General features: G+C 67.2%; 14 protein-coding genes and 2 pseudogenes. 7 read left to right on the top strand and 9 right to left on the bottom strand.

The genetic code is table 11. The features are described from left to right. Nucleotides 1–27: 27 nt before the first annotated feature. Together ABZZ20_RS34255 and ABZZ20_RS34250 are read right to left on the bottom strand one after the other, a co-directional pair. Nucleotides 28–198: a hypothetical protein gene (locus ABZZ20_RS34255; RefSeq protein ID WP_356876477.1), complete on the bottom strand. Its 171-nt coding sequence runs from the start codon at nucleotides 196–198 to the stop codon at nucleotides 28–30. Beyond that, nucleotides 192–497 (bottom strand): barstar family protein, encoded by a 306-nt coding sequence (locus ABZZ20_RS34250; RefSeq protein WP_356876475.1) that lies wholly within the window; start codon nucleotides 495–497, stop codon nucleotides 192–194. Before ABZZ20_RS34250 ends, ABZZ20_RS34255 begins: the two co-directional genes overlap by 7 nt. A gap of 246 nt (nucleotides 498–743) precedes the next feature. Between ABZZ20_RS34250 and ABZZ20_RS34245 the strand changes: the two genes are divergently transcribed. Further along, nucleotides 744–1499: a transposase family protein gene (locus ABZZ20_RS34245; RefSeq protein ID WP_356876501.1), complete on the top strand. Its 756-nt coding sequence runs from the start codon at nucleotides 744–746 to the stop codon at nucleotides 1497–1499. Between the two features lie 40 nt (nucleotides 1500–1539). Here the strand turns inward: ABZZ20_RS34245 and ABZZ20_RS34240 are convergent, their stop codons facing one another. The 5 genes and pseudogenes from ABZZ20_RS34240 to ABZZ20_RS34220 form a co-directional block, all read right to left on the bottom strand. Continuing rightward, complete coding sequence (locus ABZZ20_RS34240) at nucleotides 1540–2073, bottom strand: SMI1/KNR4 family protein (protein ID WP_356876473.1); 534 nt, start codon at nucleotides 2071–2073, stop codon at nucleotides 1540–1542. 98 nt (nucleotides 2074–2171) lie between these two features. Next, nucleotides 2172–6872 carry a putative T7SS-secreted protein gene (locus ABZZ20_RS34235; protein ID WP_356876471.1) on the bottom strand — a complete coding sequence of 1567 codons (4701 nt, stop codon included), beginning with the start codon at nucleotides 6870–6872 and terminating at the stop codon, nucleotides 2172–2174. Then, nucleotides 6872–7435 (bottom strand): hypothetical protein, encoded by a 564-nt coding sequence (locus ABZZ20_RS34230; RefSeq protein ID WP_356876469.1) that lies wholly within the window; start codon nucleotides 7433–7435, stop codon nucleotides 6872–6874. The genes ABZZ20_RS34235 and ABZZ20_RS34230 overlap by 1 nt, the downstream gene beginning before the upstream one ends. After that, nucleotides 7435–7851: a hypothetical protein gene (locus tag ABZZ20_RS34225; protein WP_356876467.1), complete on the bottom strand. Its 417-nt coding sequence runs from the start codon at nucleotides 7849–7851 to the stop codon at nucleotides 7435–7437. Before ABZZ20_RS34225 ends, ABZZ20_RS34230 begins: the two co-directional genes overlap by 1 nt. A gap of 149 nt (nucleotides 7852–8000) precedes the next feature. Next, nucleotides 8001–8269: pseudogene (locus tag ABZZ20_RS34220) on the bottom strand (HNH endonuclease); the annotation flags it as partial. A gap of 415 nt (nucleotides 8270–8684) precedes the next feature. On the opposite strand from ABZZ20_RS34220, the gene ABZZ20_RS34215 reads away from it, so the two are divergent. The 5 genes from ABZZ20_RS34215 (at nucleotide 8685) to ABZZ20_RS34195 (ending at nucleotide 12340) form a co-directional block, all read left to right on the top strand. Further along, nucleotides 8685–9281: a hypothetical protein gene (locus ABZZ20_RS34215; protein WP_356876465.1), complete on the top strand. Its 597-nt coding sequence runs from the start codon at nucleotides 8685–8687 to the stop codon at nucleotides 9279–9281. Nucleotides 9282–9985: 704 nt separating this feature from the next. After that, nucleotides 9986–10261, top strand: a complete 276-nt coding sequence (locus tag ABZZ20_RS34210; protein WP_356876463.1) for a hypothetical protein — start codon at nucleotides 9986–9988, stop codon at nucleotides 10259–10261. After that, nucleotides 10228–11142: an IclR family transcriptional regulator C-terminal domain-containing protein gene (locus ABZZ20_RS34205; protein WP_356876461.1), complete on the top strand. Its 915-nt coding sequence runs from the start codon at nucleotides 10228–10230 to the stop codon at nucleotides 11140–11142. The genes ABZZ20_RS34210 and ABZZ20_RS34205 overlap by 34 nt, the downstream gene beginning before the upstream one ends. 227 nt (nucleotides 11143–11369) lie before the next feature. Beyond that, nucleotides 11370–11942 (top strand): hypothetical protein, encoded by a 573-nt coding sequence (locus tag ABZZ20_RS34200; RefSeq protein ID WP_356876459.1) that lies wholly within the window; start codon nucleotides 11370–11372, stop codon nucleotides 11940–11942. Nucleotides 11943–12109: 167 nt separating this feature from the next. Then, nucleotides 12110–12340 (top strand): hypothetical protein, encoded by a 231-nt coding sequence (locus ABZZ20_RS34195; RefSeq protein ID WP_356876457.1) that lies wholly within the window; start codon nucleotides 12110–12112, stop codon nucleotides 12338–12340. On the opposite strand, the gene ABZZ20_RS34190 is transcribed toward ABZZ20_RS34195, so the two are convergent. Next, entirely contained in the window at nucleotides 12313–12486 is a 174-nt protein-coding gene (locus ABZZ20_RS34190; RefSeq protein ID WP_356876499.1) for a hypothetical protein, read from the bottom strand. The two genes, ABZZ20_RS34195 and ABZZ20_RS34190, sit on opposite strands and share 28 nt — an antisense overlap. Before the next feature lie 115 nt (nucleotides 12487–12601). Further along, nucleotides 12602–12766 (bottom strand): hypothetical protein, encoded by a 165-nt coding sequence (locus ABZZ20_RS34185; protein WP_356876455.1) that lies wholly within the window; start codon nucleotides 12764–12766, stop codon nucleotides 12602–12604. A 186-nt stretch (nucleotides 12767–12952) separates the two neighbouring features. Here ABZZ20_RS34185 and ABZZ20_RS34180 point away from each other — a divergent pair. Further along, nucleotides 12953–13889, top strand: a pseudogene (locus ABZZ20_RS34180) (transposase); the annotation flags it as partial.

The raw sequence follows: 13889 nt of genomic DNA, 5'->3' as shown, positions 1-13889 counted from the left end.
TCAAAGCGGGTACCGTACGGCCCGGAATCAGAAGACCTTCGGGCGCCCGGCCGCCTCGGGTCGCCAGACATCGAGGTCCAGGGCCACCGTGAGGAAGTCACCCTCCACACGGACGACGACGTCGGGGTCCTTGATCCCCGCGGCGAACTCCTCGGCGCGGACGTCGTCGAGCAGGAAGACGAAGTGCTCGATCACCACGGGCTGATTCCTGAGGTCGCCGTCCGGATCCACCGCGGTGTTCGCAGGTCTGCTGCGAGGCAGAGCACCATTATGAATACCTTGAGGTGATCCGCCCCAAGTAGCACATCGGCCCCGTGGACGACCATGACGATGCCCACCCCGCCCGTGACGACCTCGTGGAGGTCATCGAGGCAGTCGACCAGAGCGTCCCAATTCCAGCCGAAATAGCCGGGGACTCCGACCGCCCGGGCAAAGGCGTCAAGTACACCGGCCTCATCTGTCAGATCGCGAGCATGCACCTCGTACACCCGCAGCACGCAGAGCCGCCATCTGCTCTTTGAGAGCAACCGCCTCGCGAGGCCCGAAGATGACCCAGGGCATCTCCGGCTTGGCCACATCGAACGAGGTCACATCTGTCCCTTCCTGGCGAATTCGCCGACAGACCACCCCTTGCAACCTGGCAGCGACGTCCGCCTGTTCGGGGTCAAGGGCTGTACGTAGCGATGAAGCTCCTGGTAGACGGGTTCTCGACCAAGATCACCCGTGTCCGCCAGGAGCTTCGCGTGCTTGTCTATCCGTCCTCGATCGATCTGTCCAGCCGCAGCCTGCAGCACCTGACGGAGCGGCTCGCTGTTCGGCGACGGGAGATCGGTACGCGGTGGCGACGACTGCCCGCCGGCCGTCAGGCCCTGCTCGCCCTGGCCCACCTCCGGTGCGGCGACACCTATGCCCAGCTTGCCGCTGGGTTCGGAATCGGCATCGCGACCGTCTACCGGTACATACGCGAGGCCATCGAAGTCTTGGCATCTCGCGCACCGACCCTGGCAGAGGTGATGGAGACGGCCCGGGCGAAGGCTTTCGTGATCCTGGACGGCACGCTGCTGCCGATCGACCGCATTGCCGCCGATACCCCGTACTACTCGGGCAAGCACAAGCGGCACGGCATGAACGTGCAGGTCCTTACCGACCCGTTCGGCCGACTGCTCTGGGCGTCCCCGGCCCTGCCCGGAGCCACCCACGACCTGACCGCCGCCCGAAGCCACGGGATCGTCGATGCGCTCGCCGCCGCGGGACTGAAGTGCTGGGCGGACAAGGCGTACCAAGGCGCTGGCCGGCACATCCGAGTCCCCTTCCGGGGCCGCCGGCTCAAGCGATGGAAGCGACGACACAACAGCAGCCACGTCAAGATCCGCTGCGTCGGCGAGCAGGCCATGGCCGCCCTGAAAGGCTGGCGTCTACTGCGGAAGCTCCGCTGCAGCACCAACCGGATCACCGACATCGTGAAGGCCGTCCTCGTCCTTCACCACGCCTCAGCATGAGGTTGGAAAAGGCTCCGTGTCGGCAGAGCGCGCCGCATCGTCACACCGGACCGAGGCGGCGGAATTCATGGGTGGCCAGGGGGAACAATGAGGAGAGGATGTTCGACTGCAACTCTCCGGTGAGGGCGGACGCGAGGAATTGCGTGCACGATACGGAGTAATGTTCCCATCGGGGGCCCCTCGCCTCGTTCACCATGACAGTCCATTCGTTCGGCTCAACGCCCGGAAGAACGAGCCAGTACAGGCATTCTCCGTTGTCCGTGGTCGCCCATGGGATAACCACGGACCCTTCGGTCTCTAGTTCTGCCGGCTTCTTCTCAAACGTCCACAGATCTTGCAGGTCTTCGAACTGGTACTTGGCCCACTTGAGGAGGTCGTAGTGCTTGTTGGGGCAGTCGGGCTCCAGGATATAAAGGTAGTCGTCCCAGTTGCTTCCTCCGTAGACGCCGATGAGCTCCTTGTAGTCGTCGGGGAGCCCTACCGCGAGGGTGCGTTCGACCGCGCCCCAATCCTTGTCGCGGGGCTGGCTCGGCGCAGGGGCGATTTCGAGAAGACGTGCAAGGGCGTTGCTCACGGCGAGGGTCCTGTTCCTAAGGGTTGGCGAGTCCGGACGGACGGGATGACAGTAGGCGGGCAGGTGTCGGCGAGTCGCACCCTGCTCGACTACTCTCGTCATTGCCTCGGTTGATTGGGAATGAATGCGGTGTTGGCTGATCCAGTTATTCCGGTGCTGTGGTGCTGGGTGAACTTGAAGCCGTTCGATCCATAAGCTTCGATGTATACCCCGGTGGGGATTTTATCAGTCCCATTGTATCGGGGGGTGACGCTGTACTGGATTGTCTCACCGCCTTCCACTGCGGCCCTGACCTGGTTCTCAATGTGCCGCATGACGGGAGAATTGGCGTAGGCGTGCATGGTGACGAAATTCGCTGGATCCCAGTTGGATCCGCCGAGCTGTGCGCCAAGGAGGTGGGCTCGGTTGTACCCCTGGCCCTTCTGCCAACCGGGCGGATCACCGTGGGGATCCGTGGGGTTCTTCCCCATCATGTCCGGCCCCAGCGTGGCGTGCATTGCTGTCGTGCGCCCCTCTCCGTCCGGTTTGCCGTAGACGACCCTGCCGTCCCACGTAGGGTCGTCTGGCTCGTTCTTCTTGCACGGGAGGAGCCCGAGGGGATCCGCCCACAACAGGGGGTTGTGGACGTAGGCCGTAGGGTTCGGGGCCGGGGCGAGGCCGAGGGGGTCCTGGCTGAGGTAGCGGGCCGATTCGGGGTCGTAGTAGCGGAAGTAGTTGTAGTGGAGTCCCGATTCGGGGTCGAAGTACTGGCCCGGGAAGCGGAATGGGGTGTATGCCGTGGCGTCACGGTTCCACGTGGTCGTGCCCCAGAGGGTGGCGCGGGTGCACCAGGCCAGCTCGCCCGACTCGTCGACGAGTTCCGTCGGGGTGCCGATCAGGTCGGTGACAATGGCGAAGAAACGCTCGTCGTCGGTGTCCGTGCGGCGTTCCGTCTGAGACAAGGGCCTCTGGCCCGCGTGGTCCCAGGTCAGGACGACGGTCGCGGTCGTCTGCTCGCAGAGGGTCGTGCCGTCCCAGGTGAAGTGGACGGTCTCGGAAGGGGACTGCTTGGATATTCGCCGGCCCAGGGGGTCGTACGCGTACCGCCAGACCGTGCCGTCCGGTGTCGTCACCGTGGTGAGACGGTCCTCTGCGTCCCACTCGTAGCGCCAGGTGTCGGGTTTCCGGGACAGTCGCGTCCTCTGGCGCAGCACGACCCGGCCCTGGCCGTCGTGTTCGTAGCGGACTGCACCCGCACCGACGATCCGAGTGCCCTCGTAAGTGCGGGCACCCGTCGCGGAGTGCGACGGGTGGGTCGCCGGCCACGAGGCCACCGTCTGGTTCCCGGCGTCGTCGTAGGCGTACCGCTCGGTCCAACCGCGCGCATGGACGGCCGTGACGCGACCGGCCGAGTCCACGTCGAAGCCGCGGGCACCAGAGAGTGCGTCGCTGATGCCGACGAGACCTCCACCCTCGCCGTAGGCATAGGCTCGATGTTGGAGGCCACGGCCCCCGGATGTGATGTTCTGGGCCGTCAAGCGGTTCATCTCGTCGAACGACGACGTCAGCGCCACGAAGTCCGATACGGTGCGCCCCACCTCACGGCCCAGGGCATCGAAGGAGAAGGCGATGTCGCGCCCGGACGTGGTGAGCTTCGTCCTGCGGCCTGCTGTGTCGTACGACCATTCGCTGACCGCACCGCCGGGCGTCGTCCTCCCCACCCTGCGGCCTAGCTCGTCATACGTGTATGTCAGAGTCCGGCCGTTGACCGTCTCGGACTGCAGGCGGCCGTAGCGGTCCCGCATGCGTTCCAGCCTGGCGTCCGGGCCCACAGCCTGCGCGAGTTCGTCGAAGACGTCGTATTCGAAGGTCGTGACTCCGCTGCCTTCGACCTCTTTGCAGATCACTTGGCCGAGGGCGTTGTTGGTGAAGTCGATGCGCTGGCCCAGGCCGTTCGCCCTGGAGGTCAGACGGCCCGACGTGTCGTAGGCGTAGCTCAGCGCCCGGCCGTCGAAGTCCGTCTCCGTGACGAGTCGGCCTGCCGCGTCGTAGGCATAGTCCCAGGTCAGACCCTGCGGGTTGGTCACTCGCGTCAGTCGCAGGTTGATGTCGTAGGAGAACTCGTGACGGATACCGTCCGGGCCTGTGCGAGCCGTCAGCAGGTCGAAGTCCGTGTACGCGAAGTGGGTCGTGCCGCCCATGGAGTCGGTGTGGGTGAGGCAGTTTCCCTCGCCGTCGTACGTCCACGACTCCACGGTGCCGTCGGGTGCGGTGCGCCGGGACGGCCGGCCCTCGACCGTCCACTCCATCCTTGTCTGTGCGCCGAGGGCGTCGGTGACCTGGACTCTACGGCCGAAAGCATCGTGTTGGTATCGGGTCGTGGCACCTGACGGATCGGTGACCTCGATGGGGAGACCCCGGGGGTCCAGGACCAGCCGGGTGGTGGCCCCGAGCGGATCGGTCACCGCGGTGAGCCGGCCGGCTGCGTCGTAGGCGAACTGCGTTGTCGCCCTGGAGGGGGTGGTCACCGAGGTGCGGTTGCCGCGCTCGTCGAAGGTCTGGCGCGTGACGTTCCCGTCGGCGCCGACGATGCGTACCGGCATTCGCTTGTCGTCGTACTCGATCCGGGCCTGACGTCCGTCCGGACGCTCCATCACCGATATTCGGCCGTGCTCGCCGTAAGCGAAGCGGCTGCTGTGGCCCAGCGGGTCGGTCCGAGACAGCAGTCGGTTGTACCGGTCGTACTCGAAGCGGGTCACCGCCCCCAAGGCGTCGATCTCGGCGACGACCTGGGAACGCTCGTCGACCACGAAGCGCTTTGTGTGGCCGAGGCCATCGGTGATGGACGTCATGCGCAGGCCGGTCGCCGGGTCCGTGTCGTCCCAGGTGAACCGCGATTCGACGTGGCCGTTGATACCGGACTGGTAGGTGCAGCGGTCCCGGTCGTCGTAGACGTAGTCGTAGCGGCTGCCGTTGGTGTCGGTCCAAGAGGTGATCCGACCGTGTTCATCGCAGTCGAAGCGCAGGGGGCGGCCTGAGGAATTGGTGACTTCGGTCAGGTGGCCGTCGGTGTAGCCGTAGCGGAGGATCTCCTGGTCGGATCCGTCCTTTGCTGCTCCTGCGAGGTGGAGGGCGGTTACTCGGCCTTCGCTCGTGGTGAGCTTCAGGTGGTAGCCGCCGTGGTGGACGATCGAGGTCGGGGCACCCGCTTCGTCATGCTCGAAGCTGATCCAGCGGCCGTTGCGGTCATTGATCTGGGCCAGGAGCGCGACGTCGTCGCTGTGATCGACGAAGCGCCAGACCTTGCCGCTATCAGGGTCGGTGAGGGTGTAGCCGTCGTTGACGCGGTTCAGCGGCCACCGTCGGCCGTGCGTGGGCATGACAGGGACGCCGGGTGCGGGGTGAGGGTACGCCAGCAGGCTGCCTTCGTCACAGCTGAAGACGACGCCTTCCGCGTCGATCTCCAGCCGCTGGTCCACCGTGCTCGACCAGGCCGGACCGAACCATCGACCCGAACGGCGCGAGGAGTCGAAGGTGCGCCGGAACATGAGGGGAAGTGATCCGGGTAGAGCGATATCCGTCTGCGGGAGCAGCATGCGGCCCGTCGCCATGTCCACTGGGTCGCCGTCGCAGACGTTGTCGCGACACTGGTTGCTGTTGTGGTTTGGATCCTTCTCGTGATCCGCGCGGCTGCCGCCCGGCTTCTTGTGGTCGAGGTGCTTGGCGGCCGAGCCGAACCTCTTGGCGGAGCCTGCGCCCTTGGGGCCGATGAGTTCGGGGATCAGCTTGCCGATGCCTTCGGAGGGGTCCTTCATGAACTCGTCGAGCATCTGCTTGCCCGCGCCCCACGGGTCGTTGGCCATGGTGATCAGACCCGCGGCCGTCGAGTTCAGGTTCGTAACGTACTCGGCGGGGTGCGTGAGGTTGTAGGGGTCCAGCGGGTTGAGGGCGCGGGCGAAATTGACCGTACCCATGGTTCCCTTGACGACTCCGCCGAGCAGGTGGGTGGTGGCGAGGTCGAGGTAGTCGAGGCCGTCGCCGAGCTGCTCGGTGTAGGAGGGTTTGGGCGGGGCGGCGTCCCGGGCGGCCCGGACAGCTGCGGCGGTGGTGTCGGCGACCTCGTTGCGCTGCTTGCGGGCGTTGTCGAGCTTGTCCTGCGCGGCGGTGGCCATTGCCTTGCCCGGGTCGGGGTAGTCGTCCCCCGGGCGGGGCGGCAGGGTCTCCTTCTTCGCCTTGTACGCGTCGTTGTATTCCTTGACGAGCTTGTTGTGGGCGGTGCGGGCGTCCTCGGAGGCCTTCTTGGCCTTGTTGTAGTCGTCAAGGGCTTCCTTGGCTTTGCCCTGTGCCCACTCGACGGTCTCGGCGTAGCGGCCCATGGCGTCGGCGGCCTTGCCGAAGGCGTCGGCGGCCTTGAACCAGCGCGGGGGCTCCTTGGCCACCGTTTCGCGGAAGGTGTCCGCGGTCTTGCCCTTGAGGCCTTCGGGCTGCGTCATGGTTTTCAGGCCGTTGCCGACCGACTCGAAGGCGGCCTTGAAGTCGTTCAGGTGGGAAACCTGTTCGCGGATTTTGGAGACGCTGCCGTAGACCAGCTTCTTGGGGTCGTCGGTCTGGCCGAGCTCCAGTTCGGAGACGTCGGCGCCGAGCTGGTTGGCGGCCGAGCGGGACTTGTCGCGGATCCAGTCGCCGGCGTCGTCCAGGCCGACCTCTTCCGCCAGGTCGGCCGTCTTGTCACCGGCCCACTCGATGGCGTCGCCGACCTTCTCGACCCCGTGCTCGACCTTGTCTTCGACCGAGTCCGGTATGTAGTCCCGCCAACCCATCAGTTACCGCCCCCGTCGCCCTTCGTCTGCTCCAGCAGGTCCTTCAGCGACCCGATCTTCCCCGCCGAGGTCACCGTGTCCTTGGTGTCCGACCAGGTCTTCTTGATGTCCTGCCCGCTCTTCTGGAACGACTCGGCGCTGTAGTCCGGCTTGTAGACGTCCGTCGTGAAGATGTCGCCCCACGCCTTCTGCTCGATCTCGTCCTCACTGGCATGCGGGTTCCCCCACGCCGCGTTGACCGCCACCTTGAACGCGCCCTGGACGTACTGGTCCTCCTCCCACACCGTCCCGGCGGCGATGCCGAGATTGCCCGCGAGGGTGGAAGCGTTCTGAATCAAACTGCGTACGCCCCACTCCCAGCGCTCGCAGAAGTCCTCGAAGTCCTTGGACAACGTGCCGTGCCCGGTCTCCATCGCCGTCATCGACAGGTTCTCGAAGCCCGCCCCCTGCGAGGCCCCGGCCGCGTCCCCCGACTCGCGCAACTCCGATATCGCAGCCCGCAGACCCTTCTGGACCGCGGCAACCGCCTGCGGGGATACCTCAAGGTCACCGTCGCCCGCCATCAGGCCACCCCCGCGGACTCGGCCTCGACGTCCACGGCACATGCATCAGGGACGATCCCGGCCACAGGCGGGAACAGCATCGACCCGTCCATATCGGCCACGTTCACTGCCACTCCGGCGGGGCCCTCGACCTCCGGAACGACCGCATCGACCAGACGAGCACCCAAGATCGCCAGGTAGGGCCATTCACGGCCGGCTTCCCCACGCGCCTCGGCGAACCGGGCAAGCGCCTCCTCGTCCGTGAACGCGTACAACCAGCGGATCCCACCCGAGACGGCCGACATCAACTCGCTGTCGGCGGCCGTGGAACCACCGCCAAGGGGCACCAGCAGCACAGCCCGCCGGAACTCACCCACCAGACGCCCCGGATCCCCGGTAGCGGACCGGTAAGCGGCTATCTCTGCGGTCAGTCCCATGGCCTTTGTCCCCCTTCAAGGTCATTGACATCTGAGGGGGAACAGTACCTTGATCAATAAAGCAGCCGATAAAGGGCCAGGGGACCGTCTGTAGCTGAATCTTGGCTTCGTTCAGCCAGTACCAGCCGAGGTATCTCCACCCACTTGGAGTCCCAGCTTTCGGCGAGTGGGACCAGGTGGTCGATGCCCAACGCACTCGCTGGAGTCACCATCTGCTCGTCGTAGTAGCCCACCACGCCCCGCCCATCAGCGTGCACCCGGGCCCGCTCTCCCGGTACTCGACCGCCTCGGACCGCAGAACCTCCGCCCTCGTGTTGCAGCCGTCCGCCGGGATGTCGCCGGCGTTCCAGTGCTTGAAGCTCGTGCGCTGATACCCCGTACGGTCCTCCGCCGAGGCACAGCGTCTGTCCTCGGCCACCCTCCCGTGTGCATCCTCGTGATCGGAGCCGGGCTCTTTCGATCATCATCGGTCGGCGGACAATTTCGAGGCAGCGCCTCCGTAGTAGCGGCGTGACGCAGGTCGTTGCGTCGTCCCGCACAGGAAGATCTGGAGCCTGAATTGACACCCCCGGTTTTGACCGAGTTGCCCTCGGTCGTGGCTGGCTTGGCCCGGTGGCCGTCGCGTTCTGCCAGCCCTGGGCCGCGGAGCTGGGCCGACGGGTCTCCCGCCGGCTGCTCGCGCACGGTGTAGGCACACCGGCACGGCGAAAGCCGTGCACTGGCACGAGGACTGTGGTGACCCTCTACGAGCTCCCTGACGGGGGACGGGTGACGGTGTGGAGCACGCTCACGTCTTCCGAGGGGGCCGTCCCGCAGGAGGGCCCGTCGTGAGCGTGAGCTCGGAAGCGGAGGAGCGTGAACGCCGTCAGGCGGTCCTGCTGCACTTCAAGGACCACAGCGGGGAGTACACGCGGAAGGTGATGGCGGCGCTGCGAACCAAGTTCTTGTCCCTGTCCGGGTACTGGGAAGAGATCGCCCAGGAGGCGCAGGAGCGGACGCTTCGCGTGTGGCTTCAGGGCAGAAATGAGCCGGGCCGCTCTCCCCTTCCGTACATGAAGAAGGTCGCCTACAACCTGGCCGTGGACGCGGTCCGGTCGCCGGAGAGCCCCGTCGAGGACGAGGCCCTTCTGCCGATGTTTGAGGAGCGGGGCGTGCACCGGCGCGAAGTACTGCCCCCTCCTGACCCGGCTGTGTGCCTCGTGCTCCAGGCGGTAACGAACATGAAGCCCTCAAAACACAAAAGCGTCGCAGAGGGGCATATTAGGGGCGACGATGAAGACGTCATCGCGGTGGACCTGAAGATCCCGCGCGAGCAGATCCGGTCCCTGAGGAGTAAGGCATCCAGGGATCTCCGCGACATGGAGGACATGAAGGTCTTCATCCGTCGGGAACATCACAAGAAGAACCGGCGCGGGGAAGAGGACGCGTGACTGGCGTGATCAGGAACGACAGCGGACGGGCGCTCCTGAAGCTCGACAGCACCCGCACGGCCGCCGACGATCTTTCCGGCTCGAAGCCGCGGGAGTACTGGGACAGGGTGGACGGTGACTGGGGGTCCGCTGGCCTCCTCGGACGCCCTCGATCGACGCGAACACGCGAACTCCTGCTACCGGATGGGCAGCAAAGCCCTGCGGCGGGGCGACGGGCCCCTGGCCGTGACGTGGTTGACCAACGCCTGCATGGAGCTCCACCCCGGTGCGGCGTTTCGGCTCGCCGTCGCGCTGTGGCGACAGGCGTACGACCGCGGGCGCGCCGCGGACGTGCGGGAGCAAGTTCTGGGGGTACTGGACGCAGCGGTCCGGTTCGGTCACGCGGACGCGCATGTCCTTCTCGAGGTGTACGCCCGGTCCGAGCCGCAGGAGTACGGCGTCAAGTCGCAGGACTGGCAGGACCCGGAGTTCGTGCCCGCCGTGATCCAGCTCCTGAACTCCTACCTGGCCGCCGACGCCGTGCCCACCCCACTGCCAGGCTCATGCCGACGCCGGTACGGCGGCCTGCCGCAGCCCAGACCGCCAGCGCGCACGGGCCTAGGGAGGCCGAGCCGTTCTCCCCAAACGCGCTGCGCTCCGCGCGGGTGGCCGATGCCGCCCAGCAGATGCAAAAGCCCCTGGGACCGCAGCGGTGGGAGTCGGCCATGCGCGTCCTGGACGTGCTCGACGTCATCGCCTTTGCCGGCCAGCCCGTGGACAGCGAGCGCATCCGAACACGCACCAGCCTGCCCCACCTGGTACTGGAGCAGCTGCTGTTCTGGCTGTGCGGTCAAGGCCTGGCCGAGCGCCTGATCGACGGCTCCTACGTCCCCGGACCGCTCATGAAGACAATGTCCGCCGACTGCAGCCTCCGCCCGGAGGTCACCTGCAGCGGGCCCTCGCACGGTTGCGGGACACCGCCGGCGCCGCCGTCTACCTGAGCACGTACGCGGAAGGAGAGGTATCCATCACCCACCACGCCGACGGCCCCTCGGCGCCCATGGTCGACGAGTGGATCGACTTCAAGGACGCCGCGCACGCCAGCGCCGTGGGCAAGAGCCTGCTGCACCAACTCGACTTCGAAAGCCGGATGGACCACCTCTCACGCCGCAAAGCCGTAAGACTGACACCGCGGACCATCACCGACACCTCGGCCCTCTTCCGCGCGATCGACCACTACGGACCCCAGGCCCTGCAATTCGACCTCCTGGAGTACTCCGGCAAGGAAGTCTGCGTGGCCGTGCCCCTCGGCATCGGCGGACAAGCCGGCTGCGTCGCCCTGTCCCTGCCCTTCTCACAGCGTCACCGACTCGTGGAGATCGCCCGCATCCTCAGCGACCAGGCCACCGGACTGCTGCTCTCCCTGCTCCTGGCCTCCGACCCCCCAACCGTCGAATACGGCCGCCAAGGCAGCCCGGACATGCACCTTCACCCCCTCACCGCACCCTGCCCAGGTCGTTCGCGTATACGGCCGGCGCCCGTCCTCCACAGCCCGGACTCTGGCGCCCCGGCACTCTCCCCGCTCGCGCTAGCGGGCGCGGGCCTGCGGGGGCAGGGGTCGGGTGTGCGGGGCGCCGAGGGTGTCGGCGTGGGCGAGGAGCTCGGTGAGGAGCTGGGCGTGGGGGTCGGGCTCGGTGTCGGTGTCGGCGAGGCGGCGGCTGAAGAGGCCGGCCCTGACGGGCTGAGGGAGGGAAAGCCCTGGATGGGCCTGGCCGGGCCCGGGATGAAGGAACCCGGCGCCAAGGCGAACGCCGCCGGCTGCACGGCTCCCTCGGCTTGGAAGGCGGATCCGGGAACGAGCTGGTCGCCGGCCTGGGTCTGACGGCAGCCGTCGGACGTCCCGATGAGGGAGTCCCCCGCCAAGCTCACGGCGAGCGCCAGACCGGCCACCACGGTCGCCGCGGTCAGCGAACCTAACGCCGGCCGCAGCACAAGCTCCCTCCCCAGGCGCCCGAGGCGGCCGCTGGCGCCGTCGGCGGTCACCCGGGCGGGCAGGTCTCCTCCTTCTACGGGTTGTGACCTGCGGGCTCGGGCGGCCTTCTGGACGGCGTGGCGCAGGAGTTCGTCGGCGTCGTGGCGGGCCTGGGCGCGCAGGTGTGCGGCGTCGGCTTGTGCGCTGGTGCGGATGCGGTCGGCTTCCGCGTGGGCGTCCTTGCGGACGGCTTCGGCTTCCCGGGCGGCGTCGTCGAGGGTCTGCCGCACGGTGGCGCGGACCCGTTTGCTTGCCGGCTGGGCCTGGCGCTGGAGCAGCTTCACCACCTGCCAGCGACCGCGCCAGATCTCCGCCAGTTTGGGATCGGCCTTGAAGGCGGCCGCGGCGGCCGGATCCAGGTCTCCGGGAGTGGTGAGGACCCGGACGAACTCGAGCAGGGCCTCCCGCGAGGTGAACCGCTTGCCGGCCAGCATCTCGTTGAGACCGGCCTTGGTCAGCCTGGGCCCCACCGAGGCAGCGGCGATCGTCGCGTACGACGGTGCGCCATGGTTGATGTGAAGCCGGTTCAGGTCGTCCGTGAACTCCCGCAATGCGTTCTCGAACGCGGTGATGGCGGTCGCGTCGTGTGGTTCGATCCCGGGATCCTCTGGTGTCACCGGATCACCCCCTTGTCCGGAAAGCAACGCTAGAGGGCCCCGACACCGTACGTACACGGAATCCGCCGAACGTTCCCGAACGCCCGACGGCGTTCGGGATCAGGCCCCATTCCCGGGGGCTGTGACCAGCGGTGTCCGGGTCCATGCGGGCCCGTACGGATCACTGGGAACCCGCCCGAAAGGCCGCTCTCCTGGAAGGCATGACACACAACGACGCGACACCCCAGACGCCCGAACCCCTACGGCCCCCAACCCGCCCCGAACCGACCGCACCCCCGCCCGCGAACCGGAACTCAGCCCACGACACCCTCGTACTGATCACGCTCCTCGCCACCTGCGCAGCCGTCTACCTCACCGTCGGAGAAGCCGGATTCGCCGGCGTCATCAGCGCCGTCGCCGGCCTCTACGGCACCTGGCGCATGCGCCAGTGAACCCATACCGCATCACCTCGAAGCGCCGACACTCGTCGAAGTCGATGCCTGATGTCGATGTCGATGTCGATGTCGACATCAGGCATGGAGACGCGCTCGGGGTCCAGGAAGCACGTGAAGATCAAGCCGCGGATCAGCGGGGCCAGGCCGGTGACGCCGCGATCCTCCTGCCTGGGTGAGGTTCGCGGCGTGCGGGGTCAGCGGTCGGTCATCACCTCTGGAGCTCGGTCAGCCGGCCGCCGCACCTGGGGCCACCTGTGGCTACGGGACGTCGCCCCGCCACAGGAACCGGCCGCCATCCCCGGCGGCAGGTTCGTAGTCGGACCGGCCGCCGGGGCCGAACGCGCCGTGATCCGACATCAGCAGCGCCCCGTCCACGACCTCTTGGGCGGGCCAGCCGGTGACGTCGAGCAGGAGACCGTCCAAGGGGCCGCCGAACAGCTCAAGGGCCTTGGCCCAAGGCCGGGTAGTTAACGTTTTCGCAGGTCATGCAAGCCAGTTGAAGGATTTCCGATGCAGAACAACGGAGCTCGTTGGTACAGGCAGTCGTCCAAGACAGCTTGTACGTGAGGAGCTCCGTTGCCGTTTCATCATGTCCTGCCGGCCCCGGTGATGGCCATCACCCGTACGGTCACAGTGGCCGCGGGCCGGTTCGCGCCCGGGCAGGGCGAGCTGACGGCTGTCGTGCCGTTCGAGCTGGTCGACGCGGTCCTGGCGGAGACCCGCTCGGTGCAGAGACGACTGCGTGATCTTCCTTCGCGGGTCGGGATCTACTTCCTGCTCGCGATGTGTCTGTTCCCTGAAGTCGGCTACCGGCTGGTCTGGGACAAGCTGACGGCCGGGCTGGCCGAAGTACCGGTGGCCTCCCCGACGCCGAAGGCCCTGCGTGATCTGCGCCGACGACTGGGCAGTGCGCCGGTGCGGGCGTTATGCGAGGTTCTCGCGGGGCCTCTGGCCCGGCCGACGACACCCGGTGTGCGGTTCGGGCCGTACCGGACTGTGTCATTCGACGGCTGCAGTTCCCAGAAGGTCCCCGACTCCGGCCGAAAACAGGGCCTGGCTGGGGCGAACCTCCCATCACGGCTATCCCACACTGGAGTTGATGACGCTGGTCGAGACCGGCACGCGGGCCTTGCTCGGCGCGGTGTTCGGGCCCACCGCCGAGGGCGAGACCAGCTATGCCTCGCGCCTGCTGCATCTGCTGCGCCCGGACATACTCGTCCTGTGGGACAAGGGCTTCGACGGCAACGACTTCCTCGCCTCCGTCACCGCGACCGCGCCCAGTTCCTGGGCCGGCTCCGCAGCAACCGGCGTACCCCCGTTCTCACACGTCTCGCCGACGGCTCATACCTGTCGGTGATCGCCGCCGAGAAGGTACGTGTGATCGACGCGAACATCACGGTGACCTGCGCGGGACGGCACCGTCTTCACCGGCGCCTACCGGCTGGTCACCACCTTGACCGACGCCGGCCGCTACCCGGCGGCCGTGCTGGTGGGCCTCTACCACCAGCGGTGGGAACACGAATCTGCGTACTACGCGCTCCGCCAC

The sequence above is a fragment of the Streptomyces sp. NPDC006430 genome, from assembly GCF_040612395.1.
GTDB lineage: Bacteria > Actinomycetota > Actinomycetes > Streptomycetales > Streptomycetaceae > Streptomyces.
The sequence above is the reverse complement of the archived record's forward strand: the minus strand, read 5'-3'. Positions and strand labels throughout refer to the sequence as shown.